The organism is Eubacterium sp. AF16-48, from assembly GCF_003479405.1.
Classification (GTDB): Bacteria; Bacillota; Clostridia; order Lachnospirales; family Lachnospiraceae; genus Eubacterium_G; species Eubacterium_G segne.
This window is the reverse complement of the sequence record NZ_QUHB01000008.1, coordinates 95881-120150: the sequence shown is the minus strand read 5'-3', so window position 1 is coordinate 120150 and position 24270 is coordinate 95881. Positions and strand designations below refer to the sequence as shown.

The 24270-nt window shown below is 36.0% G+C and carries 24 protein-coding genes and 1 riboswitch; of the genes, 7 read left to right on the top strand and 17 right to left on the bottom strand.

What is annotated here, in order from left to right:
* Positions 1 to 2 precede the first annotated feature (2 nt).
* From DWW68_RS10045 to DWW68_RS10015, 7 genes are all read right to left on the bottom strand, one after another.
* Positions 3 to 1901, bottom strand: a complete 1899-nt coding sequence (locus tag DWW68_RS10045) for an oligopeptide transporter, OPT family (protein ID WP_118589650.1) — start codon at positions 1899 to 1901, stop codon at positions 3 to 5.
* A 28-nt stretch (positions 1902 to 1929) separates the two neighbouring features.
* The gene (locus DWW68_RS10040; protein ID WP_118589651.1) at positions 1930 to 3066 is read right to left on the bottom strand and encodes a nucleotidyltransferase family protein; all 1137 of its coding nucleotides are present in this window, start codon (positions 3064 to 3066) and stop codon (positions 1930 to 1932) included.
* 17 nt (positions 3067 to 3083) lie between these two features.
* The gene (locus tag DWW68_RS10035) at positions 3084 to 3833 is read right to left on the bottom strand and encodes a zinc ribbon domain-containing protein (protein WP_158576877.1); all 750 of its coding nucleotides are present in this window, start codon (positions 3831 to 3833) and stop codon (positions 3084 to 3086) included.
* A gap of 146 nt (positions 3834 to 3979) precedes the next feature.
* A complete protein-coding gene (locus tag DWW68_RS10030; protein ID WP_021951892.1) occupies positions 3980 to 4483 on the bottom strand; it encodes a CarD family transcriptional regulator in 504 nt (167 codons plus the stop codon).
* A 175-nt stretch (positions 4484 to 4658) separates the two neighbouring features.
* Positions 4659 to 5663 carry a DegV family protein gene (locus DWW68_RS10025; RefSeq protein WP_118589653.1) on the bottom strand — a complete coding sequence of 335 codons (1005 nt, stop codon included), beginning with the start codon at positions 5661 to 5663 and terminating at the stop codon, positions 4659 to 4661.
* Between the two features lie 11 nt (positions 5664 to 5674).
* A complete protein-coding gene (metA, locus tag DWW68_RS10020) occupies positions 5675 to 6598 on the bottom strand; it encodes a homoserine O-succinyltransferase (protein ID WP_118589654.1) in 924 nt (307 codons plus the stop codon).
* 54 nt (positions 6599 to 6652) lie between these two features.
* Complete coding sequence (locus tag DWW68_RS10015; protein WP_118589655.1) at positions 6653 to 7126, bottom strand: CinA family protein; 474 nt, start codon at positions 7124 to 7126, stop codon at positions 6653 to 6655.
* Between the two features lie 180 nt (positions 7127 to 7306).
* Here DWW68_RS10015 and DWW68_RS10010 point away from each other — a divergent pair, with 180 nt between their 5' ends.
* On the top strand, positions 7307 to 8203 hold the full coding sequence (locus tag DWW68_RS10010) for a CorA family divalent cation transporter (protein WP_118589656.1): 897 nt from the start codon (positions 7307 to 7309) through the stop codon (positions 8201 to 8203).
* Position 8204: 1 nt separating this feature from the next.
* Here DWW68_RS10010 and DWW68_RS10005 read toward each other — a convergent pair whose 3' ends face one another.
* Genes DWW68_RS10005 through DWW68_RS09990 form a run of 4 tightly spaced genes read right to left on the bottom strand, consistent with a single transcriptional unit; the run spans position 8205 to position 11442 of the window.
* Entirely contained in the window at positions 8205 to 9038 is an 834-nt protein-coding gene (locus tag DWW68_RS10005; RefSeq protein ID WP_118589657.1) for a phosphatidylserine decarboxylase, read from the bottom strand.
* A gap of 2 nt (positions 9039 to 9040) precedes the next feature.
* On the bottom strand, positions 9041 to 9745 hold the full coding sequence (locus DWW68_RS10000; protein ID WP_118589658.1) for a CDP-alcohol phosphatidyltransferase family protein: 705 nt from the start codon (positions 9743 to 9745) through the stop codon (positions 9041 to 9043).
* The gene (locus DWW68_RS09995; protein ID WP_021952833.1) at positions 9739 to 10785 is read right to left on the bottom strand and encodes a lysylphosphatidylglycerol synthase transmembrane domain-containing protein; all 1047 of its coding nucleotides are present in this window, start codon (positions 10783 to 10785) and stop codon (positions 9739 to 9741) included. Before DWW68_RS09995 ends, DWW68_RS10000 begins: the two co-directional genes overlap by 7 nt.
* Positions 10786 to 10794: 9 nt before the next feature.
* Positions 10795 to 11442, bottom strand: a complete 648-nt coding sequence (locus tag DWW68_RS09990) for a phosphatase PAP2 family protein (protein WP_118589659.1) — start codon at positions 11440 to 11442, stop codon at positions 10795 to 10797.
* A 182-nt stretch (positions 11443 to 11624) separates the two neighbouring features.
* Positions 11625 to 11705: riboswitch (ZMP/ZTP riboswitch) on the top strand.
* Between the two features lie 53 nt (positions 11706 to 11758).
* On the opposite strand from DWW68_RS09990, the gene DWW68_RS09985 reads away from it, so the two are divergent.
* The 3 genes from DWW68_RS09985 (at position 11759) to DWW68_RS09975 (ending at position 14224) form a co-directional block, all read left to right on the top strand.
* Complete coding sequence (locus DWW68_RS09985) at positions 11759 to 12472, top strand: IMP cyclohydrolase (RefSeq protein ID WP_118589660.1); 714 nt, start codon at positions 11759 to 11761, stop codon at positions 12470 to 12472.
* 66 nt (positions 12473 to 12538) lie between these two features.
* Entirely contained in the window at positions 12539 to 13714 is a 1176-nt protein-coding gene (locus tag DWW68_RS09980) for a phosphoribosylaminoimidazolecarboxamide formyltransferase (RefSeq protein ID WP_021952830.1), read from the top strand.
* Positions 13715 to 13810: 96 nt separating this feature from the next.
* Complete coding sequence (locus tag DWW68_RS09975) at positions 13811 to 14224, top strand: CBS domain-containing protein (RefSeq protein ID WP_021952829.1); 414 nt, start codon at positions 13811 to 13813, stop codon at positions 14222 to 14224.
* 63 nt (positions 14225 to 14287) lie between these two features.
* On the opposite strand, the gene DWW68_RS09970 is transcribed toward DWW68_RS09975, so the two are convergent.
* Positions 14288 to 15070: a ZIP family metal transporter gene (locus tag DWW68_RS09970; protein ID WP_118589661.1), complete on the bottom strand. Its 783-nt coding sequence runs from the start codon at positions 15068 to 15070 to the stop codon at positions 14288 to 14290.
* A gap of 106 nt (positions 15071 to 15176) precedes the next feature.
* Here DWW68_RS09970 and DWW68_RS09965 point away from each other — a divergent pair, with 106 nt between their 5' ends.
* Entirely contained in the window at positions 15177 to 15359 is a 183-nt protein-coding gene (locus DWW68_RS09965) for a hypothetical protein (protein WP_021952827.1), read from the top strand.
* A 15-nt stretch (positions 15360 to 15374) separates the two neighbouring features.
* Positions 15375 to 15644 (top strand): spore coat protein, encoded by a 270-nt coding sequence (locus DWW68_RS09960; protein WP_021952826.1) that lies wholly within the window; start codon positions 15375 to 15377, stop codon positions 15642 to 15644.
* A gap of 94 nt (positions 15645 to 15738) precedes the next feature.
* Here DWW68_RS09960 and DWW68_RS09955 read toward each other — a convergent pair whose 3' ends face one another.
* From DWW68_RS09955 to DWW68_RS09935, 5 genes are all read right to left on the bottom strand, one after another.
* Complete coding sequence (locus DWW68_RS09955) at positions 15739 to 16275, bottom strand: histidine phosphatase family protein (RefSeq protein WP_021952825.1); 537 nt, start codon at positions 16273 to 16275, stop codon at positions 15739 to 15741.
* 96 nt (positions 16276 to 16371) lie between these two features.
* Positions 16372 to 18633, bottom strand: coding sequence for a glycosyl hydrolase family 28-related protein (locus DWW68_RS09950; protein WP_158576875.1), 2262 nt, complete (start codon positions 18631 to 18633; stop codon positions 16372 to 16374).
* Positions 18634 to 18746: 113 nt separating this feature from the next.
* Positions 18747 to 20624, bottom strand: coding sequence for a hypothetical protein (locus tag DWW68_RS09945; RefSeq protein WP_118594991.1), 1878 nt, complete (start codon positions 20622 to 20624; stop codon positions 18747 to 18749).
* Positions 20625 to 20731: 107 nt separating this feature from the next.
* The gene (locus DWW68_RS09940; protein WP_118589664.1) at positions 20732 to 21508 is read right to left on the bottom strand and encodes a hypothetical protein; all 777 of its coding nucleotides are present in this window, start codon (positions 21506 to 21508) and stop codon (positions 20732 to 20734) included.
* A gap of 89 nt (positions 21509 to 21597) precedes the next feature.
* Positions 21598 to 22338 carry a hypothetical protein gene (locus DWW68_RS09935; protein ID WP_118589665.1) on the bottom strand — a complete coding sequence of 247 codons (741 nt, stop codon included), beginning with the start codon at positions 22336 to 22338 and terminating at the stop codon, positions 21598 to 21600.
* A 258-nt stretch (positions 22339 to 22596) separates the two neighbouring features.
* On the opposite strand from DWW68_RS09935, the gene DWW68_RS09930 reads away from it, so the two are divergent.
* Positions 22597 to 24144: a leucine-rich repeat protein gene (locus DWW68_RS09930; protein WP_118589666.1), complete on the top strand. Its 1548-nt coding sequence runs from the start codon at positions 22597 to 22599 to the stop codon at positions 24142 to 24144.
* The last annotated feature ends 126 nt before the right edge of the window (positions 24145 to 24270 follow it).

The following is a 24270-nucleotide window of genomic DNA, read 5'->3' as shown; positions in this document are numbered from 1 at the left end:
CTTTATTCCGTCTTATCCCTGCCTTTCACACAAAAGCCTATAATTGAAATAATAAAAAATGTAAAAACAATCAATGCCACACATTTTCCCACAGAATAAAATCCTCCACCATAAATACCTGATAAATCAATTGCTTTATCTATTCCAAAAACCGCTAAAACTGCCAGAAATATTCCTACAAGTCCTTCTCCTGCAATCATTCCCGCAGAATATAACACTCCCTTATCCACGGAATCCTTCTGCTGCTTTTCACTATTATATTTAAATTTATTCTCCACAATCCATCTGGTAATTCCACCTATCATAATGGGAGTGCTAAGATAAATAGGCAGATACAGACCTATGGCAAATGCCAGCACCGGTATATTAAGGATTTCAGCCACCACTGCAATAAAAACCCCTACGAAAATAAGAGTCCAGGGAAGGGTTCCCCCCATAACTCCCTCAATAACCATTTTCATTAAAGATGCCTGTGGCGCTGCTAACTGCTCTGAACCGAACCCACCCCAGGAATTACTTAAAAGATACATTACTCCTCCAATTGACAATGCAGAAACCAGAGTTCCTATCATTTCACCGATTTGCTGTTTTTTAGGAGTTGCCCCTACTATATATCCTGTTTTCAAATCCTGGGAAGTATCCCCTGCCATTGCCGCCACAATACATATTACCGTTCCTATGGATATGGCTGCTATCATCCCCTTTGCTCCTGTAGTTCCTGTGGATTTAAGCACAAAGGTTGTAATAATAAGGGTTGCAATAGCCATTCCCGATACAGGATTATTGCTGCTTCCTACCAATCCTACCATTCTGGAAGATACAGTGGCAAAGAAAAATCCAAATATAATAATTAATATGGCACCTAGAGGGTTTATGGTAATTCCCGGAATAAAGCATATGGCAACTGCTATAACGAAAATCCCTGTTAAAATAAACCACATTGGTAAATCTCTTGCTGTTCTATCTCCCCCGGATACATTTTTGCCAAAACCTTTTATGGCATGCCTGAAGGTTTTTACCATGGTAGGAAATGTTTTAATCAGACTTATAATGCCTCCTGCTGCCACTGCTCCGGCTCCTATATACCTTACATAACCTCCCCAGATATTTCCCACAATGTCTGAGGCATTTGCCCCGACAACCACACTGTCGCCTCCGAAAAATGCAATGGCAGGAATAAGCACCAGATATGACAGCACTCCTCCTGCAAACATATATCTGGCGATTTTTATACCACATATATATCCTACACCTGCTAATGCCGGTAACACATCAACACCTATTCCACAGATATAGTTTTTACTAAAAGAATACTCCACCTGACTGGGAAAAAGCCTGAGTCCGTCTGCCACAAATTTGTATATGGCAGAAATGCCCAGCCCTGAAAAAACCACCTTTGACTTACTTCCTCCTTCTTCTCCTGCCAACAGCACCTCAGAACATGCCATTCCTTCAGGATATGGCAATCTTTCGTGTTCTTCCACTATTAAAGCAGTTCTAAGAGGAACCATAAAAAATACCCCCAACAAACCTCCGCAAAGGGCAATTACTGCAATAAGCCAGAAGGAAGGCTTTTCACACAAACCCTCATTTGCCCACATAAAAATTGCCGGCATGGTAAAAATAGCCCCTGCGGCTAATGATTCACCTGCCGACCCAATTGTCTGCACCATATTATTTTCTAAAATGGAATCTTTTTTAAGAATTACACGGAGAACTCCCATGGATATTACTGCTGCCGGAATAGAGGCAGAAACAGTCATTCCCACACGAAGTCCTAAATAAGCATTTGCAGCGCCAAAAATAACCGCCATAAGAATGCCTAAAACTACTGATGCCACAGTAAATTCAGGCATAACCTTATTTGCGGGAATAAATGGCTTAAACTCTTTTTTACTCATGTCTTTCACCTCATTGAATACGTCCTGTTTATTTTTTATCCCTTAAACTATTTATCTCCATTTTGATTTTATTTCTTCTAAACAAAACAGCCTTTATCAATCTGTGTACCCAGCAAAACGGCAACAGCCATCCATGTTTCTTAAGAGACGGATATATATTTTCCATCCTTTCCCTTTCCATAAACATTCTTCGGAAAAACAAGCCTTTTTTAGTTTTTATGCCTTGTTTTCTATACTGTTCAAAACGCCACTTCTGGTATTGCTCAAAGGTACCAAAGGCACCACTGTTTATTATGTACTCAGCTGACTGTTCTAATTCATCATTTAATAAACCATCTTCAAACCATGCCTTTGCAAGATTTCTACACATAGCCTCAAATTCAACATAATTCATTTTAACAAGAAGCTTATTAATGTAATCAAAATCCATGGTAGCACCATAATTTTTCATTAGGTAATACTGGTCTATAATGGATCTTATACCGCTTCCACCCATGGAATAATGCTTCTCAAAATGAAGAAGATGAAACAAATAAAAATCCTCCGGTGTCATATGCATAAGATGGGGATTATCTTCATCTTTTACAAGCCTGTCCCATATATCATCAGTATGCCAGTGATTTTCCTCAGTAGTTGGAAGAAGTCTTCTGTGAACCTCCACCTCCATATAAGGTGGCTTAATATACACGTCGTGGCTGGCTTCAAGGCCTACCCCTTCACCATCTTCATATCCTAATTCATGTAACAGTTTTCCCATTTCCTTCATGGTGCTTTCATCAGATAAAACCAGATAATCCAAATCACCCATCTGCCTAAATTCCAGATTTGGATATATGTTTTTAAGCACAGACCCCTTAAGAGGTAAAATATCTATCCCCCTTGCAGATGCCTCATTTATAATGGTTTCTCCTTCTCCTGTCTGTACCATATTTACAATCTGATTTTTTTCATGCTGCTTTTCCCACTTTAAAGCCTCCCTGCCTTCAGGCTTTCCCGTAAGTTTTGATATGGCATGAAAAGCCATTTCATCCACCTTGTGAAACAGGGCGAGACTGTATATGTCATCCCAGTCTACACCCTCTGGTTTCTCTTTAGGTGAATCTTCATTTATTACAGACCTTAATAATTCAATTAAATAATCACTTGTTTTTTTATTAAATCTCATTCTATTTTCCTAAATAATTATTCTCCTGCATTATCCTGATTATCGTCAGGTGCCGCTGTAACAGGCTCTGTAGGTGCCTCCGTAACAGGTTCTGCCTTAGTAGGAGCTTCTGTAGGTTGTACCGCCGGCTTAGTTGGTCTTGGTTTCTTAGTTACCACAGGTGGCTCTGTTGCAGGTTCTGTTTCCGGCTCTGTTTCCGGCTCTGTTTCATTCTGCTGTGGCTCCTGAGTTGCCTCTGCTGTTTCTTCCGTAACTGATTCCTCTACAGTTGTAGCTGTTTCCTTAGCACTTGTAGTTTCCTTTTTATCGTTGTTTTTGCCACCTAATGTAAGGGAAAGTGCAACAGCTACAATTACTATTACCAGTATAATTGACGCTGAAACAGCAATGGCTATAATATTCATCTTTTTATTTTTGTTAGCAATTGCCTCATTTTCTTTGGCAACATCTCCGTAATAGCCGTCCTCATCATCCTCATATTCTAACTCCCCATCATCTTCATCATCTTCGGCAAACTCAAATTCATCATCACCTAAATCTTCCGGGAAATCAAATTGGTCATCTTCCACATATTCAACTTCCTTTGGAATATCCTCTGATATATCATCAAGACTTTTTCCCTGACTGTTTAATTCATCCTGAATATTTGGGATAACTTTCGTTTCATCTGTATTACTTGCAAAATCAGCTTTTTCAACCTCTGCTCCACAGTAAGGGCAGAAATTTTCATTAGGCTGAACATATTTTCCACATTTCTTACAAAACATATTTTCTCCTCCACACATAATATGTATTACCCCTTGGGGCTTTTCTATAGTTGGTATTATAATTCATCTACAATATTCTTGGCAAGCAAAATCGAGTAAGATTACTCCTACTCGATTCTAATGTAAATTATTCACTTATAATATGCTTACGCCACATCAATGTGTTCTCTTATGTATTCCTCTACCTGATTTCTGTCTATACCAAGGGCAATTGAAAACTCATCATGAAGATTTCTCTTTGCTTCCTTTAAGTATCGGTCATCTACATAGGTTATACGCTTTCCCTGTGCCATTCTCTTGGAATTTCTGGCATGTAATGTTTTTATTATACAAATAAGCTTCTCACAGTCACAGGAACTGATTGCCTCTTTGTATTTTTCCTCACGCTGCCTGTCATTTTCAATCCACATAGGCTCAATGTCTTTTATCTCGGAAACAATATTCTCTGCCTCCTGTCTGGTTAATACCGGGCGCATAACTATTTTATTTCCATCCACAGGATAAAAAATTCTGCTATCTTCTGACTTCATTGGAATTAAAGTATAATATAGCTGGTTTTTATCTGCTCCGGAAATATCAATATGGGTAATATCAACCACCTTGCACACTCCGTTTCTTCCGTGAACAACATAGTCACCAATTTTAAACACTCTAAACACCTCTTTTACTTATCTCTTAGTTTTATTTATACCCAATCTAACATTTTCTAATCAATTTTTTTCCTAATATAAGTATACTACTTTTTATAGTTAAATGTCATAGGCAGAATAAACAAGAATATTTTGGTGTTTATTGTTGAAACCGTCAATTTTATGTGACATATCCTTAGAAGTCTTCTTCCTCCTGCTCTTCCTCGCCACTGTCACGCTTTTCCTTTTCTACTAAATGTCTGATGTAAGCATCTTCTGCAGCCTTTTCATGGTCTTCCATTATGCCGTTTTTGTTAGCATCAAACTTTTTATCATATGGACCATGCTTCTCTCCTGCGGCAATAAACAAAACTCCCAATGTTCCCGGTCCGCAGTGGCTGGATATTACACCTCCTGCATTAGTAACATATATATTTTTGAAATGATGAAGGTCTTTTAAATACTTCTTTACAATGTTTACAACTTCATCATCACATCCTGAATGGGTAATAAATACCCTGTCCTTTTTGGCATGAAGTAAGGCATTTTCCAAATCCTTTACATACTGAACAATTACCTTATCAATTTTTCCACGGTATTTTTTGTCAGCTAACATTTTTCCGTTTTCAACTACAATTCTTGGCTTTAACTTAAGAACTCCTCCAACTAACGTTGCTGTAGAAGAACAACGTCCTCCTCTGTGAAGATATTTAAGCGTATCTACCACAAAGCTTGCCCTTACATAAGGCTTATAGGCTTCAATCGTTTCCACAATATCCTGAGGACTTTTGTCTTTTTGTGCCATAACTGCTGCCTCAATAACTAAAAGACCAATTCCCGTGGAAAGGCTTTCTGAATTAATAACATACACATGATCACTGTAATCTAAATTATCTGCCGCCATTCTCATAACATTAGCTGATGTTGACATATCTTCCGATATGGCAAACATAATAATGTCATCACCCTGCTTCTGATATTTTTCAATTATATTCATGGCATCCTCAATAGAAGGTGCCGCTGTCTTTGGTGTAGTGTGGTTTTCATCAGACCATCTGTATATCTCCTCAGGAGTTATTTCAAGCTTGTCCTTATATTCCTTATCTCCCATGTGAATATACAATGGAAGAATATCTATATCATATTTTTTTATTAATTCATCTGATAAATCGCAGGTGCTGTCTGCTATAATTTTAATCATAATATTTCTCCCTATTCGTTTTCAACATCATTAATATCATACGGCGTAGTCTGGTATACGTAGTAGTTAATCCAGTTAGTCCACAACAACTGACCTGCTGAGCGCCAGTTTACCACCGGTTCCTTTGTGGGATCATCATCCGGAAAGTAATTTACCGGAAGCTGAGGGTTCATGCCTTTTTGAGTATCTCTCTCATATTCAAGCTTAAGAGTGTCTGCATCATATTCCGTATGACATAAAACATAAAACTGTCTGCTATCTTTCGATTTGACTATTGCTACCCCTGCCTCATCTGACTCTGCCATTAATTCCAGTGCCGGCTCCGCCAAAATCTGCTCTCTTGTAACTTCTGTTGCCCTGGAATGAGGTGCATAAAACTCATCATCAAAGCCTCTGAACAAAGGGGATTTCTTCTTTAAAATTTTATGCTTATAAATTCCTGAAAGCTTTGGAACACGGTCTCTTTTTCTTATGCCATAGTGATAATAAAGTCCTGCAAAAGCACCCCAGCATAAATAGAAAGTACAATGTACATGCTTTTTGGACCACTCCATAATTTCACATATTTCATCCCAGTATTCCACATCCTCATAATCCACAAAATCAAGAGGCGCTCCTGTTATTATTAATCCGTCAAAATACTTGTTTGAAACCTCGTCAAAAGTCTTATAAAATTCATCTAAGTGGCTTTTGTCTGTATGTTTTGAACGGTATGTTGCCGTCTGTAGAAATTCTACCTCTATCTGAAGAGGTGTATTAGATAATTTTCTTAAAATCTGTGTCTCAGTAACGATTTTGGTAGGCATCAGATTTAAAACAAGAACTTTAAGAGGTCTGATATCCTGAGTCATGGCTCTTGTTTCTGTCATTACAAATATATTCTCTTTCTCTAAAATATCCCTTGCCGGGAGACTCTGTTTTACTTTAATTGGCATATCTTAATCCCACCTTCCATTAATCATCGTAAAGAAGATTTTAACACATAACCCTTATTTCTTCAATTCATTTATCAGCACATCCATTACATGTTCCACACTCATATCCCTAACTATATTCCGTCCCCTGTCAGGAAATACCACAGTTTCCGTCCAAAGTCTTCCCTCCATAAAATATCCAAAGCATACCGTACCTACAGGCTTATCCTTTGTCCCCCCTGTAGGACCTGCTATTCCTGATATTCCTACGGCAATCTGTGCTCCATTTGCCTTAGCTGTGCCCTTAGCCATTTCTCCGGCGGTTTCTTCACTTACTGCACCGTATTTTTCAAGGGTTTCCGAAGAAACTCCGGCATATTTTATTTTTGCCTCATTTGCATAGGTTACAAAACTTGCATTTAAAACCTTTGATGCATCCGCTACATCCACAATTGCTGCTGCCATTTTTCCACCTGTACAGCTTTCCGCAAAAGATATTGTATATTTTTTATCTATTAACAACTTTACCAGTTCTTCTTTTTTGTCCATAATTCCTCCTTAATTGTAGCGCCCCCTCCCTCCGGTCAGCGGCATTTCGTCGGAAACATCTTTAGAAAATGAACTTCGTTCATTTTGTTTCCTCCTCTAATTATAACGCACTTTTTATGATTAAAACATCTTTTTCTACACAATATATATAACGTATATTTTGCAAAGTAGGGAGCTTATATGTTTTACGATATAAACAACAATTTAGAAAATTCTGAAATACTAACAGACAATTTTATGGCAGTTATTCCATTAGATTTGGCAACTCATTATGATATTATTAATAATTATGTTCCAAGAATACCCATGATTTTTTCCGATTTTCATTTTTCAAAAATTGAAATATTCTCAGATTTTTTATACGGATATATCAACATTCCTGATATTTTAATGGCTCCTCCCTGCCTTATACGGTTTATTTATACCCCAAGCTATATTATTTTCATTGACAAAAATAATTATCTTAAGGATATGGTTGATGATATTATAGCTGCAAACTGTGAAAAAATGATATCTCCGGGGGCCTGTCTTTTTTTTGTTCTTGATTTTGTTATGTCAAAGGATTTAGAAAAAATCAATTCCCTGCAACAAAATCTTATTCAGTTAGAGCTTAGCATTTTTAATGATAAAATGAACACCTTAATAAGAGATATTACAACCTATCGTAGTAAAACCCTGCGGTTACACCACTATTACATTCAAATTGAAGGTATATGCGGGTGCTTGGCTGATGATACAAAGGGACTGATTGATGAAGATTCCAAACAGCTTTTTTCTGTGTTAGAAAAAAAAGTGTCCCTGTTTAGTCACGAATCCGAACAAATCTGGGAATACACTTCCCAAATCCGGGATGTTTACCAGCAACAGCTTGATGTTCACCAGAATCTTATTATGAAGTTTCTCACTGTTGTAACTACTATCTTTATGCCTCTTACCCTTATTACAGGATGGTATGGCATGAATTTTGAGGCAATGCCTGAGCTTAAGTGGGCATACGGATACCCGGGTCTTTTTGCCTTTAGTACCTTGCTTGTTATAGTTCTCTGTGTTGTTTTTAAGAAAAAGAAATGGTGGTAGATTATGCTCTGCCACCAATTTTGCTTCCATATTTAACTATTACTTCCCTGTCATTTTCAGTTTCCTCAAAATACTTTTCAGGTATGGATACCGTATCCTTTTCAAATAAAAGCACTATAGTGGAACCGCCGTACAGAAACATTCCCTTTTCCGTTCCCTTAATTACACTGCCTGACTTTGAGTGATTTTTGATTTTGCCTATCATAAGGGCTCCAACTTCAATTTGAGCTACCCTTCCAAAATTTTTAGTTTTTATTATGGTATACTCCCTGCTGTTTTGCACAAAAACCGGATATCTGTTTACCGCTATAGGTCTTACGGTGTGAAGCTTTCCCCTGATATATTTGTTTTCAAGAATAACTCCGTCATCTATATTTCCATATCTGTGGTAATCATCCACACATAATCTTAGTATAAGACATATTCCGCCATTATAATCCGCTGCTGCCTTGCTACCCTGCAATAAGTCCTGAATACTGTATCTGCTTTTCTTAATATAAAACCGGGAATCACTGTCTATGTGATATGCCGAAAGTCTTCCGTCACATGGTGAAATAAGGGCATCCTCATCCTTACACACCGGTCTCTTCTCCGGCAATATTTTTCTTGTGAAAAATTCATTAAAGGATTTATACTTCGCCTTCTCATACTGGCTCATATCTATATTATTATTCTTTATAAATCCCTTAATGTGTATGGTGGATAATTTTGAATCCATATAAGCCCCGCCAATTTTTGAAATGGTGGGGCTTGTAATTACTTTAAGCACTGCTCTTCCCGGAACAGTATTATATAAAAATTTTAAAATTCCTGAACTTTCTTTTATATTATCCATAACTATCTATTTGCAAAAAACTTTAATAAAATAACTGCAATAAATTCAACAGCACCAATACCTACTAAAAAGTATATCATCATTGTTCCCGGTTTCTTTAATTTAAACTTAAGAACAAAAAGCACTGCAACTATAAGCAACAATATATAATAAACAAATGAAATGTTTACATGATTAAGATAAAGAATATGTCTTGCCAGTAAAAATGTAGGGAAAATAAGTGCTGTGGATGTAACAGGCAAGCCATAGTAATGCTTCTTGTCTCCTAATCCCTCTCCCTGGGTTTCCTCAACTGTTATGTTAAAATATGCCAGTCTTACCAGTGCTGCTAAAACAAATATGGCACTTACTGCAATAATAACCGCAAGGGGAACACATGCAAGTACACTTTTGTGATGGCTTAAAGCTTCTATATCAAACATATCTCTTTTATAGAGTGCCATTCCCACACAAACAGGCAACACACCAAATGCTACCAAATCTGATAATGAATCAATCTGTATTCCAAATTCCTTTTCCTTAGCTGTTCTGTTCTTCTTTGATCTTGCAACCCTGCCGTCAAATGTATCGCAAAGTCCGCAAAGTAATAAAAACATAACTCCTATATACGGATGTCCTGCCCCTGACAAAGATACAAGAATACCTGTAGTGGCAGATAATAGTGAACAATATGTAAGAACAACTGTATAATCCCAATAACCTAACATTTTTTCTTTTGCTTCATTCCTTTCAAACTATGTAGCACTGATGCCGCAAATGTAATTAATCCGCAGACAACTAAGCAGCAGTAAAATGAAATTCCCCTGCTAAGTAATTCAATGCTGACACTATCATTTATTATTTTACCAAATCCATCAATAAAAAGATAGTCCGCAGCTCCAACTGCTCCCGGAATAGGAACGCTGTTTGAGCCTAAAACTACAAATCCCTGAGCGATAAATGCATTGTAGATATTATGAGCACTTCCCCCTACAGCGATAAACACACACACAGATACCATTATAAGTGACAGTCTCTGCATGAAATTATATATAAGTGCAATCAAAATATTTTTTAATTTACCTTTTATGGCTGCTGCACATTCTTTGTACTGCATTTCCACCTCTATGAGATGCTCCTGCTTTTTCTCAATGTTGTGCATAAGATGTAATTTACTTAAAAGTCTCATAAAGAAATTTGCAGTTTTCATTATTATTTTCTCTTTGTAAACAAGTAAAATAAACACTGCAATAAGTACAAACTGAAACACAAATCCAAATACAATCATACACTTAGACACAAAGCTAAAATGCATAAACATATAAGGTCTTGTGATGAAGCACACCATACCTATAAGAATAATTGATGTTGTATATAAAGTCAAGTTTACAAGCAATACTATGGTAGTTACCGCACCGGGAATTTTATCATTCATCATAAAATAGGCTGATGCAGGCTGACCTCCTGTAGCAGAAGGTGTTATAGCCGAAAAATAAATATCTGATGTGGAATACACAAGAGCCTTTCTAAACTTTCTTTTGTAACCAAAAGCCTTACTTAACTCCCTAACTGCCAATGCTTCAAATACAATAAATCCCAGCATACACCCAAATGCAGCCACTATCCACTGTTTTTTAGCCTTAGACACATATTGAATAAATCCCTCAAGAGTAAGGGAATCGTTGCTTTTTACAATAACATATAGCGTAATACCTATTAATGCCAGTAAAACTACCGACCAGAGAATTTTTTTCTTTGTCTCCTTCATGCCACTCCTTTATTCACTATAGCTTTTATCAAGCTTCTTATATATATTTAACCTCTTTGCTAATGCCAATCCTATCTCTACAACTAAAATGGCACCTATTATGTCTACAAACACATGCTGTTTTACCATCACTGTTGATGCAAAAACAAGAAGTGCCAAAATAAGCATAATTACCTTGTAGACTTTTCCCACCTTTTTACATCTCATTGCCCCTCTAAAGCACACCCAGCTTTCAAGACAATGTATTGACGGAAAAAGATTATCGGGACTGTCTAAAGTATATATTAAGTTAGTCATCCATTCACTTAAGGTATTTACGTCAAATTCCGGTCTGATAAGTGTTGTAGGGAAAGCCACAAAAATCACTAAGCACATAAGCTTTGCAATCTGCTCTCCAAAAAGCACTTCATAACATACTTTTTTGTTTTCTCTTCCTATTGCAATAAATCCCACTACCCATATAACATAGCTTAACACGTATATCCATATCATAAATGTTGTAAAGGGGATCATGTCGTCAATAAAGCAGTTAATATTATAATGATGTAATTTAGTAGTAAAAATTCTTGTACCAAAGTACGTAATCATATTCACTACAAGAGACATTATAATGGGTATTACTGCATATGATGGTATTATTTTTTTTAATGTTTTCAAATCTTCACCTTTTAATTTCTTTTATATTTTTTGTTGCCGAAGGCAATTATAATTCATAAATCTTAAGAAACTATTAACATTCTTAATTTTTTTTCACTCTATGATATACTAATATAAAAAATAAATTTCTTCAATATATATTTTTTTGTTGAAAATCCCTAAGAAATCGTTTATTCTATTTATATCTTCCATGTGACTGGCGGATTAGTGGATTTACCACAGGGAGCATGGATTTAGTTTCGTCGACCGCCTGGGCAGCCTTCTGGTTTCCCAGACGGTTTTTATTTTATTTTTTATTTATGGAGGAAGAAAATAAATGGAAATGTTATCACTTGAAAAAGAATTAAAGGAAAATTCTTATCCGGGACGTGGAATCGTTATTGGAAAAACTCCTAATGGAAAGTTCGCAGTTACTGCATATTTCATTATGGGAAGAAGCGAAAACAGCAGAAACAGAGTTTTTGTAACAGATGGAGAAGGTATCAGAACTGAAGCTTTTGACCCTTCAAAATTAGTTGACCCAAGTCTTATTATCTACGCTCCTGTTCGTGTTCTTGGAAACAAGACTATTGTTACTAACGGAGACCAGACTGATACTATCTACGAACTTATGGACAAGCAGCAGACTTTTGAGCAGTCTCTTAGAACCCGTGAGTTTGAACCGGACGGTCCTAACTATACACCTAGAATTTCAGGTATTATGCATGTTGAAAACGGAACATATAACTACGCAATGTCTATATTAAAAAGCAACAACGGAAATCCTGATGCCTGTAACAGATATACATTTGCATACTCTAATCCTGTAAACGGCGAAGGTCATTTTATTCACACATATAAATGTGACGGAAATCCTCTTCCTTCTTTTGAGGGAGAACCTAAGTTAGTTCCTATGATGGATGATATGGATCAGTTTACTGAAATGTTATGGAACAGCTTAAATGAGGATAACAAGGTTTCATTGTTTGTAAGATATATCAATATTGAAGATGGAACTTATGAAACAAAGATTATTAACAAAAACAAATAAATTTATGTAACTCATTAACATTTTTTACTTTTTAAATAACAATTACAAAGAACAGAAAGGATTATTATGAAAGAATTAGAATTAAAATATGGATGTAACCCGAATCAGAAGCCTTCTAGAATTTTTATGGAAGAAGGCGAACTTCCTATTAAGGTTTTAAACGGGAAACCGGGATATATTAATTTCCTTGATGCCTTTAACGGATGGCAGTTAGTTAAGGAGCTTAAAAAGGCTACAGGTCTTCCTGCTGCTACTTCTTTTAAGCATGTTTCTCCTGCCGGTGCCGCAGTTGGTCTTCCTCTTAGTGATGTTGAAGCTAAGATTTACTGGGTAGACGACCTGGGTGACTTATCTCCTCTTGCTGCTGCATATGCAAGAGCAAGAGGTGCTGACAGAATGTCTTCATACGGCGATTTTATTGCCCTTTCAGATGTATGTGATGTTTCTACTGCCGCTCTTATAAAAAGAGAATTTTCAGACGGAATTATTGCTCCGGGATATGAACCTGAAGCTTTAGAATTATTAAAAGGCAAAAAACGTGGTGCCTATGCCATTATTGAAATTGACCCTGATTATGTTCCTAACCCAATTGAAAGAAAACAGGTATTTGGAATTACTTTTGAGCAGGGACGTAATGAATTAAACATTGATGATGATTTCTTTAGCAATGTTGTAACTGAAAATAAGGATATTCCTGAAAGTGCTAAAATTGACATGGCTATTTCAATGATTACTCTTAAATATACCCAGTCAAATTCAGTATGTTTCGTTAAAAACGGACAGGCTATTGGTGTAGGTGCAGGACAGCAGTCAAGAATCCACTGTGTAAGACTTGCAGGACAGAAGGCAGATAACTGGCTTCTCCGTCAGTGTCCAAAGGTTCTTAATCTTCCTTTTAAAGAGGATATGAAGCGTGCCGACAGAGATAATGCCATCGACCTTTACATTGGGGATGAATACATGGATATTTTAGCTGATGGTGAATGGCAGAGAGTGTTTACTGAAAAGCCCGATGTATTTACAAAAGAAGAGAAACAGGAATGGTTATCACAGGCTGAAGGAATTACATTAGGTTCCGATGCTTTCTTCCCATTTAGTGATAACATTGAAAGAGCTGCTAAAAGTGGTGTTAAATATGTAGCACAGCCTGGCGGTTCTATCCGTGACCAGGATGTTATTGATGCCTGCAATAAACATGGAATGGCTATGGCATTTACAGGAATTAGATTATTCCATCACTAAAATAAACATGTTAACTTTTTGTGTCCTCTATGGCTTTACTCATATTTTTCTGATAGAATGTTTGAGTATGAGTTTTTAATACGGAGGATATAATATATGAATATTTTATTTTTCCTTACTCCAAAGGAGAATGTTTCACATGTTGAAGAAGATGATACATTCAGACAGGCTCTTGAAAAAATGGAGCATCACGGATACACAGCCATTCCCCTTTTAGGTAAGGACGGAAAATACATAGGAACTATTACAGAAGGCGATTTGCTTTGGTGTTTAAAAAGCAATGACTTTCCTTCCCTTAAGCAAATGGAGGGAATCCCCATTACATCCATAAACCGACGAAGGGATAACAAAGCCATCCACATTTCAGTTTCTATGGAAGAATTATTTGATAAAATAACCAATCAGAACTTTGTGCCTGTGGTAGATGATAATAATGTGTTTATTGGAATTATAACCCGAAAAGATGTTATCCTCTATCTGGCAAATAAGTTAGATGAAAAAATTAATTAACCTAAAAAAACGTATATTCCTTTTCCAGGGATATACGTTTTTTATAAGTATTTAATTTTGATTTTAGCCTAATGCCACATCTAATGTCATCATAATTGTAAATCCCAAAGAAAACATTAAAGTTCCAATATTAGAATGTTTTCCTTCTGACATTTCAGGAATCAATTCTTCTACTACCACATATAACATGGCTCCTGCTGCAAAGCTTAGTAAGTATGGTAGCACCGGAACAATTATCCCCGCAGCCAAAATAGTTAAAACTGCTGCTACCGGTTCCACTGCCCCTGAAAGAACTCCATATATAAATGCCTTTGTCTTACTTTCGCCTTCTGCCTTTAACGGCATGGATATAATGGCACCTTCCGGGAAATTCTGTATTGCAATTCCAATTGCTAAAGCTAATGCCCCCATAGAAGATATTTCACTATTAGGCATAAGCATTGCCGCAAAAACTACTCCTACAGCCATCCCCTCCGGAATATTATGAAGTGTAACAGCAAGGACAAGCATTGTAGTTTTTTTTAGTTTCACATGAGGTCCTTCTGCTTCGTTACTGTTCATATGCAAGTGGGGAATCGTTTTATCTAATAAGAGTAAAAACAATATCCCTACCCAAAATCCAATTACAGCAGGGACAAAGGAAAGCTTTCCCATACTTTGCGACTGTTCTATAGCCGGGATAAGCAAACTCCATATTGATGCTGCCACCATTACTCCTGCCGCAAATCCTGTAAGTGCCTTCTGCACCTTTATATTTAAATTCCTTTTCATAAACAGTACACATGCTGCTCCAAGAGATGTTCCTGCAAAGGGAATTAAAACTCCTCTAATTACCTCTAATTCCATTACGTCTCCTTTTTCATTTTAATTTTTCAAAATTATTCCATACATTTTTCTATCTTATTTTAACATACTATTAAAGTCAATAATTTATGTTAAAAAAGGAGGAAACATGGATATTTCAGAAAAAGAACTGTCAGTTGTTCAGGATTTATTAAATGAAGAGGAACTTTTAGTTAAAAAGTTTCAGATGCTTGCAAATCACAGTAAGGATGAGACTATAAAACAGCAAATGTTAAGTATCGCCGACAAGCATCAGGGACATTTTAATGAAATTTATTCTTATTTGAAATAATTGGGGGATTTAAAAATGAACGAAATTTATACAGAAAAGGAAATTTTAGGGGATGCCCTTAATACTGAAAAAAATGCCACTAACCTTTATAATTTAGGTGCTAACGAATGCGTCCATGACAATCTTCGTGAAACTATGCTTAACCTTTTAAGCAAGGAACACGAAATTCAGGTAGATGTATTTAATCAGATGCACACTATGGGATTTTATCCTACACCTGCCGCAGAAAGCAAGAAAGTTCAGGAAGCAAAAACCAAATTTGAATGTGGATATAAAGCCATCTAATTTTTATTAAAAAAAACTATTGTCCTAGGGTACGTTTCCAAAGTCATACTTTGGCAAGTCCCCTTAGGATGCAATAGCCTTTTTCTAATTAAGCTTAAAACTCATATTTTCTAATTTCACAGTTTTTAATGCCAAATGCTGCAAACTCTTCATTTGTCATATCGTAAAAATACGAATTTACCACTCTTGATATTCCATTATGAGCAACCAACAGATATACCTTATCCGGCTGTTGCTTGATTTCATCTAACAAATTATATATTCTTTGTGCCAGGTGTAACATTGTTTCACCGCCATCAAAACTACATATAAAATTTGTCTTTGCCACTTTAAATTCTTCACCATTTCTGGCTGTTGATTCATATTTTCCAAAATTCTGTTCCGTCAGTCTCTTTTCTTCCCTCATAGGTATTCCCGTAATCCGGGAAATATGCTTTGCCGTATCTGCGGCACGGGATAATGGGGAATATAATATTTCATCAATATGTATTCCCTGTTGTAATATTTTTTCGCCCAGCTCCTTAGCCTGACTGTGTCCTAACTCTGTCAGACCTATATCCGTTGCTCCACAAATTTTGTTTTCAACATTCCAAAAGGTCTGTCCATGTCTTGTAAAATATAAATGTGCCATACTTTCACCCAAAAGATATTAAATCTTCTTCCCTTCATTTTAATTTTACGGACTTTATCCTATGAACTTTATTTGCTAATTTTAATTCTGTAGACTCTACTTAGTCACTTTAACCTTTTTAGCTTTTGTCCAATTGCTTACATAAGTCTTTTTACTAACTACTTTATACGCTCTTGCTCTAAGATACAAGGTCTTTTTGTTTTTAATTTTAGATGATTTAAGTACAAATTTGTATTTCTTTACTTTTTTAGATACTAAAACCTTCTTAAATTTCTTGTTTGTAGCAATCTGTATCTGATATCCCGTTACGGATTTTGCTTTCTTAAGACTTATTTTTATTTTGTAAGAAGCACGCTTTTTAGATGCACTTTTAACCTTAGTTACATTAACCTTTACAATTGGTTTAACCGTTGGCTTTACCGTAGGTTTTGTTGTTGGATTTTCACTTCCGCCATTTGAAGGTTTACCTGTGCTAAATGTTCCTGCCTTAGGGTATGAAGGAATTGTATATTCCTTACTGCTTACATTAACATAATTTTTAATATTGTTGGTATTAACCGTACCATAGATATGTGAATATATTGGCCATCCGGCTGCATTACTATAGGCACTCTTTGCAATTTCTATATTGTTAAATATAACATTTTGTGCTGTATCTAAATACAATGCAGCTCCTTTTCTGGAAGTGTTTCCATCAGCACCTGACTTGTATATCTTAGTATTGTTGAAAATAATATTGCTACAGTCCTGCCCTACACGTATGCCATCATGCTGTGCTTCATAAATTTTTGTATTGCTAAATGTAACGTTCTTAACACCACCTGTTATATCAATGGCTGCCATAGTTCCATTCCATGAGTCCTTTGAGCAACCGGATTTGATTATTATGTTATTGTCAAATTTTATTCCGTCTTTATTATTATTAAACTTATGACCTGGAAAAACAGTATTTAAATGTATACCACAGGACATAGTTGTATCACAAATATAGTTGTTATAAATCTTATGTCCGTTTCCACCATACACAGCAATTCCACCGGCTCTCCAGTTAAATTCTACGGTATTGTATGCGAATACATTTTTTTCTTCATCCTTTGAACAATAATCATTGTTCCACATTGCAAGACCGTCATCACCATTATTTCTTACTGAACAATTGTATACTGCAGCGTTGCTTGTTCCCTGACAGAAGTTAACACCATCAGCTAAATTGTTTCTTATTCTGCTATTTACGATTTTTAAACCATCTGAATAGTTTGTGTCTCTGTCATAATCACCAAGCCAGAAACCACACTCAAAATGTTCTTCCCAAATGTCATGAATAACTGAACCGCCTTCAAAAACATCTGCAAAACATTTGTAGTTAGCGCTTTCACTGTAACGTGAACGTAAATTTGAATTTAAGTACATATTACTTATTTCAACATTTTTGCATTTTCCCGTTACACCACCGCCACCTTGCTGGTCACTTGTAAACTGTATATTTGTATACCACATTCCAGCACCGGTTACTTTAATATTTTCCCCTAAAATCTTCATTTTTTTACTCATTTTGTATGTTCCCGCTGGAAAATATACATCTTTTTTCATATTTTTAGCAGCATATAAGCAATTATTTATGGCTGTTGCATCATCTGTATCATCATTTGGCTTTGCTCCATAATCCACTACGCTTAAGGAATTTGCCGGTTGTTTAATTTCACCTTGTACCTGTTCTACCTCAATGAAATCAACACCATATTCCATATTTCCTGCACCACTGTTTTGTATTTTTATCTTATCACCTTTTTTCAGTGATTTGTTTAATTTAAAATGAACTTCGTCGAAGGCAAATAATGGATACCCACCGTTATTAGTATCACTTGGATGTCCTTTTCCCGCAGCAAAATACTGCCACATATAATAAGATGTTAAGTTTACTTTCTCTGCCAATTTTCCATTTACGTATACATCAAGAGAACCTGTTTTTCCCTTTCCGTCACTTGAATCCGGCATTGTGAATCTCATTGTAACGCCATCTCCTGACGTTTCCATTGTCCATTCTACTGACGAACCACTTTTTGGAAGTCTTGCATAGGACTGATTTGATGCTTGTGTTGCAATGCTTGAATTAGAATAACTATCTGATTTTGCAATTACAGCACCTCCTGCCAGGCTGGCTTTTTCAGTATCATATCTTGTATATGGCATAGTTGCCCCTATTACACCATTTGCATTGGCAGACGGTAAATAAAAACTATCAGCCTTAGTGCTTTCTGCACCATATACCTTTTTATTATCATTTCCCATATATCCCGGTTGGATAGTCAACATAACTGCCATTCCCATAACGATTATTTGTTTTACTATCTTTCTCAAATTCATATCTCCTTCTTGCTTAGTAAAAACTTTTTTACGATAGAAAAATAACCTATAGCGTTTTCCCCACTATAGGTTATTTTCTTTTCATAGTCTAAATTAATATTTTAAAATTATTTTGTAATTTTTACTTTCTTAACTTTTGACCACTTCTTAGAAAGAACTTTCTTCTTTCCGTTAAGCTTGTAAGCTTTTGCTCTAACGTAAAGTTTCTTTTTATTCTTAATCTTTTTGCTCTTAAGTGTAAATGATACTTTCTTTACATATTTCTTTACAAGAACTTTCTTGAACTTCTTAGAAGTTGAAATCTGTACATAATATCCTTTTGCTTTCTTAACTTTCTTAAGGCTAATCTTAACCTTTGCTGAAGCTTTCTTCTTTGTAGCTTTCTTAACTGAAGCAGTACCAGGTCTTGATACCTTAACTGTAGGTTTCTTTGTAGGTGCAACTGTTGTTGGCTGTGGTGTAGGTACTCCACCATATAATACTGCATCTTTAATTGTTACATCAAATGCAGCATCTGTTGTTGAGTTACCATGCATATGAATACCATTATTGTACTTGCTCATATCTACACCTGAAGCTACAAGGTCAATAACAACTGTTGTATTGTTTCCAACTAACTGGATTGGGCTTCCGTCAGCTGTTACAAAGTGAACATCCTGTTCTGCATCGAACCAGAAAGGTCCCTGATTTGCGTTTGTTGCCTTTTCATTAAATTCAAATCTTAAGCTTGTAATATCACCTGTATATGTTAATTTAAGATATCTGAAATCCTTTGTAGCTAAATCTTTAAATGTAACAAATCCTAAGTATGCGTACTTGATACCATCTGTAGCGCCACTTGCAGCTTTGTCAATGTGTAATGTCTTGTTCATTCCACTTGCAACATCATCAAGCTTAATTCCTGTTGAAGGATCTGCTGCTGTTGTTGGCTGTGGTGTTGTTGGTGCTTCTGTAGGTCCTTCTGTTGGTGCCTCTGTTGGTGCAGGTGTTGTAACTTCTTCAGGAACCTTTGTGATGAATCTTGCATCTGTTATTGTTAATGCACCGTTTCCTTTTGTGTTATGGAAATGGAATGCATTAATTCCTGATGCTGATAAATCAACGCCTGTCTTTTCTAAGTCGATTACTACTGTCTGTGCTGTTTCTGTTGGTGCAGGAACTAATGTATCATCAGTTGTCTTAAATGTTCCCTGATCATTCTGTGAGAACCAATATGTTCCTAATGCCTTATCATCTTTCCCTAAAAGTTCCCAACGAGCTTCTTTCAATGCTGTTGCAGCTCCTGAATATGTAATCTGAAGATATTTGTAATCTGAGCTAACGTCTCCACAGTATACATATCCTTCATATGCATATCCTTCACCATCTGCTGAACCCCATGTTTTAATAAGTGGTGAACCTGTATCATTTAATACAATGTCAGCCTTTGTATCTTCTGCTGGTAATGATGTCATAAATCTTGCATCTGTTATTGATAATGTTCCGTTTCCTTTTGTGTTATGGAAATGGAATGCATTAACTCCTGATGCTGATAAATCAACACCTGTCTTTTCTAAGTCGATTACTACTGTCTGTGCTGTTTCTGTTGGTGCAGGAACTAATGTATCATCAGTTGTCTTAAATGTTCCCTGATCATTCTGTGAGAACCAATATGTTCCTAATGCCTTATCATCTTTTCCTAAAAGTTCCCAACGAGCTTCTTTCAATGCTGTTGCGTCTCCTGAATATGTAATCTGAAGATATTTGTAATCTGAGCTAACGTCTCCACAGTATACATATCCTTCATATGCATATCCTTCACCATCTGCTGAACCCCATGTCTTAATAAGTGGTGAACCTGTATCATTTAATACAATGTCAGCCTTTGTTTCGTCTGCAATTACATTTGTGTTATTTACAACACTGACACCTGCAAAACTGCTAAATACCATAGTTGCTGCACAAACATATGCTACGATTTTCTTGGTAAATAAACCTTTTCTCATATAATTACCCCTGTCCTTTCATAAATTTGTAAATTAATTGTTATTATATTTTATATCAGGTGTCAAAGGACCGTCCCTGACACCTGAATAAATTCATAAATATTAAATTAGTTTTCTTTAAATTTCTTTGATCTTGAAACTACGAAAGCTGCTGCTGCAACTACGATTCCACCTACACCTGCTGCGATTGGCCACATAGGTGAACCTGTTGAAGGTGCATTTGTTGAGTTCTGTGTTGGTGTAACATTTCCGTTTGCATCTGTTACCTGTTCATCTGTCTTACTCTTGCTGTCTCCAGGTTTGGTTGCTGTCTTTGAACCAGTTGTAGCTGGTGCAACTGATGACAATACACAATCCTTAAGTGTTACATCAAATGCTGCATCTGTTGTTGAGTTAGCATGCATATGAATACCATTGTTATACTTGCTCATATCAACACCTGATTTTTCAAGGTCAATAACGATTGTTGTGTTTTTACCAACCAAAGGAATATCACTTCCGTCTGCTGTTACAAAGTGTGTATCCTGCTCAGCATCAAACCAGAACGGTCCCTGATTTGTATTTGAAGTTTTTTCATTAAATTCAAATCTTAAAGTTGTAATATCACCTGTGTATGTAATCTTAAGATACTTAAAACTCTTATCAGCAAGATCCTTAAATGTTACAAATCCCTGATATGCATACATCAAATCATCTTTTGAACCCTTTGCTGCTTTGTCAATGTGTAATGTCTTATTCATTCCACTTGCTGCATCGTCAAGCTGGATCTCTGTTTCTGCTGCTGCTACAGGTGTAGCCTTAGTAATGCCTGCGAATCCACAGAACATCATAGTTGCTGCACAAACATATGCTACGATTTTCTTACTAATTAATCCTTTTCTCATATTGTTATCCCTATCCTTTCTTATATAATTGTTAACATTGTTTTATCTTATAACAGATGATTTTCTTTCATCTGAATAAAATCATTTAATTATTTCTTTTTTGATTTTGTAATACCAAATGCTACAGCTGCTACTACGACACCACCAACACCTGCTGCAATTGGCCATACAGGAACACCGGATGCACCCGGTTTAACTGAACCAACTGTACCTGTTGATGTATTTTTAGCATTGTCTGTTACAATTTCAACATTCTTGTTTTCATCTTCTTTTTTTGTTTCTTCACCATTGCTATCACCTGAGCCTGCCTCACCTTCAGGGCTTGTCATAAGACGGGCATCAATAATCTTAAATGAGCCTTTGCCCGGTGTATCATGAATATGGAAAGCTCTGATACCGGTCTTTAAATCAACTCCTGACTTTTCAAGGTCGATAACCGCTGTCTGTTCCTTGTCTGATGGAGCCGGAACTTCTTTGCCATCTGTTGTAACAAGAGTTCCTTCATCATTTTCTCTAAACCACTTTGGAGTAAGCTTGATTTCTTCTGCAGGGTCTGAATTAATTACAAACTCTAAACGAAGTTCATCAAATGCTGTCTTTTCACCGGTATATGTAATCTTTAAATACTTATATTCCGGACCAACTTCAAAACAATACGCATAACCCAGATAAATATAATCTCCTTTATCTCCCGGGTCAAATGTCTTAATGAATGGACTTCCTGAGTCCTCCAAAACAATATCCTCTGCCGCACTTACAAATGAACTCATGCTCAATGTCATTGCAACGGCACTAGCTAATGCTATAACTTTTTTCAATATTTTCTTCATTGTTAATGCCTCCACATTATTACATCATTTTATTTCGTTTAACGTTAAACTAATCTTATCATTATAGGTATTGTTTGTCAATGAATTTGAAAGGTTGAAATTGACCAAAAAACAGCTATATTTTTGTTACTTTTTTACAAAAAAACCTTTCAAGTGTTTCATTTTTTAGTATTATATGCTAGGTTTTTGTGTATTTTTTTTGCATTTTCACGTTGCAAAACACCTTTCATATGTCTATAATCATTTTAGGAGGAAAACATGACTAATAAGAAGAAAAGAATAATACGACGTTCGCTTGTTATTTTTTCCATTCTTTTGTTTGTGGGATGCGCTGCATTTCTTATATATTATCTTATTTTACAGCCTGCATACTCACGAAAGGTTACCGACAAATACCGAAGGATGTATTATGCTGCGGCTAATGATTCAAACAATTATGAGCAGACAACTGATAAGAAAGGTAAAAAGAAAGAAAAGTTAGATATTTCTCTGGACAAATCTCAAAAAGGCCTGAAAGATTCAAATGGTATATTATTGAAATTTTCAAAACTTTTAGAGTACAATAGTGATATTAAAGGATGGCTTACCATTCCCGGAACCAACATTGACTATCCTGTTATGCAGGCTTTCAGTGGTTCTGACTTTTATTTGACACGTGACTTTGAAGGTCATAAGGATAAAAACGGTTCCCTTTATGTTGACGGTCATTGTAATGTAAAGAAACCATCCAAGTCCATTCTTATTCACGGACATAATATGGATTCCACCGGGATGATGTTTCACCAGCTACTTAAGTATAAAGATATTAATTTTTATAAGGAACATCCGGTTATCACTTTTGACAGTATATATAAAGAAGCCAAATGGAAAATTATCGCATATGTAAGATTGTCCGGTGACATGAAGGTTAATCAGGGATTTACATATTTAAAGGGTAATTTCAAGAATAAACATGAATTTATGGATTTTGTCTATCAGTTAGAAATGCGCTCTTTATATCAGTGTCCTGTTAAGGTTAATGAAAATGACCACCTGCTACTTCTTTCTACCTGTTCCTATGAAATAGGAGATTACCGAACGGTAGTTGTTGCAAGGCGTGTCCGTAAAGGAGAATCAGCCAAAGTAGATACATCAACTGCGGTTATGCGTTCTGATGTTTTGTATCCGTCTGACTGGTATAACAAATATGAAGGGGAAGAACCTACGGTTATTTCTTTTGAAGATGAAATGTCTTTTGAAAAGCCGTCATGGTACGATGGCGAATATACCACTCCTTCAGCTATTGGAACCACATTTACCGAAAAAGGTAACATATATAAAGTATTGTCCAGAGATGAAGTTGAATTTGTCGGATGCGAGAACGGAAATGTAGAGGAATTAATTGTTCCTTCAGAAATTACAAATGAAAAGCGAACATACAAGGTTGTATCAATGGCAAAAAACTGCCTTGCTAATGCTTACAAATTAAAGACTGTACGAATTGGTGATAACATTACGGAAATTCCAGCCAGAACATTTACCAATTGTTCAAAACTTGAATGGATTGTATTTGGAAAATCACTGAAAAAGATAGGTACAAAAGCATTTTACAAGTGCGAAAAACTCCAAATTGTAAGATTTAAAGGCACACATTTGAAAGAAGTTGGAGAGAAAGCCTTTAAGGGCATTCACAGAAGAGCGGTCTTTAGAATACCTAAACAGATTTATAACAGATATATGCGCTTTATTAAGCAATCAATTCTTTCGGATGACAACAAAATCAAATTTAAAGATTATGAAGTTAAGGAAGAAGAAACTTCCAATTAATATTGATGCTACATTGGCGGTTGGTTTATTACCAGCCGCTTTTTGTATGTTTGAAATGCTTATTTTTATCCATAAAAAAACGCCCATACCACCTAAACGAATGAGAGAAATTCAAATGGTATGAGC

What these genes read in the sequence shown, in the direction of transcription:
- DWW68_RS10045 (WP_118589650.1), bottom strand. Translation starts at nt 1,901, where the DNA reads ATGAGTAAAAAAGAGTTTAAGCCATTTATTCCCGCAAATAAGGTTATG.
- DWW68_RS10040 (WP_118589651.1), bottom strand. Translation starts at nt 3,066, where the DNA reads ATGAGATTTAATAAAAAAACAAGTGATTATTTAATTGAATTATTAAGG.
- DWW68_RS10035 (WP_158576877.1), bottom strand. Translation starts at nt 3,833, where the DNA reads ATGTTTTGTAAGAAATGTGGAAAATATGTTCAGCCTAATGAAAATTTC.
- DWW68_RS10025 (WP_118589653.1), bottom strand. Translation starts at nt 5,663, where the DNA reads ATGATTAAAATTATAGCAGACAGCACCTGCGATTTATCAGATGAATTA.
- metA (WP_118589654.1), bottom strand. Translation starts at nt 6,598, where the DNA reads ATGCCAATTAAAGTAAAACAGAGTCTCCCGGCAAGGGATATTTTAGAG.
- DWW68_RS10015 (WP_118589655.1), bottom strand. Translation starts at nt 7,126, where the DNA reads ATGGACAAAAAAGAAGAACTGGTAAAGTTGTTAATAGATAAAAAATAT.
- DWW68_RS10010 (WP_118589656.1), top strand. Translation starts at nt 7,307, where the DNA reads ATGTTTTACGATATAAACAACAATTTAGAAAATTCTGAAATACTAACA.
- DWW68_RS10005 (WP_118589657.1), bottom strand. Translation starts at nt 9,038, where the DNA reads ATGGATAATATAAAAGAAAGTTCAGGAATTTTAAAATTTTTATATAAT.
- DWW68_RS10000 (WP_118589658.1), bottom strand. Translation starts at nt 9,745, where the DNA reads ATGTTAGGTTATTGGGATTATACAGTTGTTCTTACATATTGTTCACTA.
- DWW68_RS09995 (WP_021952833.1), bottom strand. Translation starts at nt 10,785, where the DNA reads ATGAAGGAGACAAAGAAAAAAATTCTCTGGTCGGTAGTTTTACTGGCA.
- DWW68_RS09985 (WP_118589660.1), top strand. Translation starts at nt 11,759, where the DNA reads ATGGAAATGTTATCACTTGAAAAAGAATTAAAGGAAAATTCTTATCCG.
- DWW68_RS09980 (WP_021952830.1), top strand. Translation starts at nt 12,539, where the DNA reads ATGAAAGAATTAGAATTAAAATATGGATGTAACCCGAATCAGAAGCCT.
- DWW68_RS09975 (WP_021952829.1), top strand. Translation starts at nt 13,811, where the DNA reads ATGAATATTTTATTTTTCCTTACTCCAAAGGAGAATGTTTCACATGTT.
- DWW68_RS09970 (WP_118589661.1), bottom strand. Translation starts at nt 15,070, where the DNA reads ATGGAATTAGAGGTAATTAGAGGAGTTTTAATTCCCTTTGCAGGAACA.
- DWW68_RS09965 (WP_021952827.1), top strand. Translation starts at nt 15,177, where the DNA reads ATGGATATTTCAGAAAAAGAACTGTCAGTTGTTCAGGATTTATTAAAT.
- DWW68_RS09960 (WP_021952826.1), top strand. Translation starts at nt 15,375, where the DNA reads ATGAACGAAATTTATACAGAAAAGGAAATTTTAGGGGATGCCCTTAAT.
- DWW68_RS09955 (WP_021952825.1), bottom strand. Translation starts at nt 16,275, where the DNA reads ATGGCACATTTATATTTTACAAGACATGGACAGACCTTTTGGAATGTT.
- DWW68_RS09945 (WP_118594991.1), bottom strand. Translation starts at nt 20,624, where the DNA reads ATGAGAAAAGGTTTATTTACCAAGAAAATCGTAGCATATGTTTGTGCA.
- DWW68_RS09940 (WP_118589664.1), bottom strand. Translation starts at nt 21,508, where the DNA reads ATGAGAAAAGGATTAATTAGTAAGAAAATCGTAGCATATGTTTGTGCA.
- DWW68_RS09935 (WP_118589665.1), bottom strand. Translation starts at nt 22,338, where the DNA reads ATGAAGAAAATATTGAAAAAAGTTATAGCATTAGCTAGTGCCGTTGCA.
- DWW68_RS09930 (WP_118589666.1), top strand. Translation starts at nt 22,597, where the DNA reads ATGACTAATAAGAAGAAAAGAATAATACGACGTTCGCTTGTTATTTTT.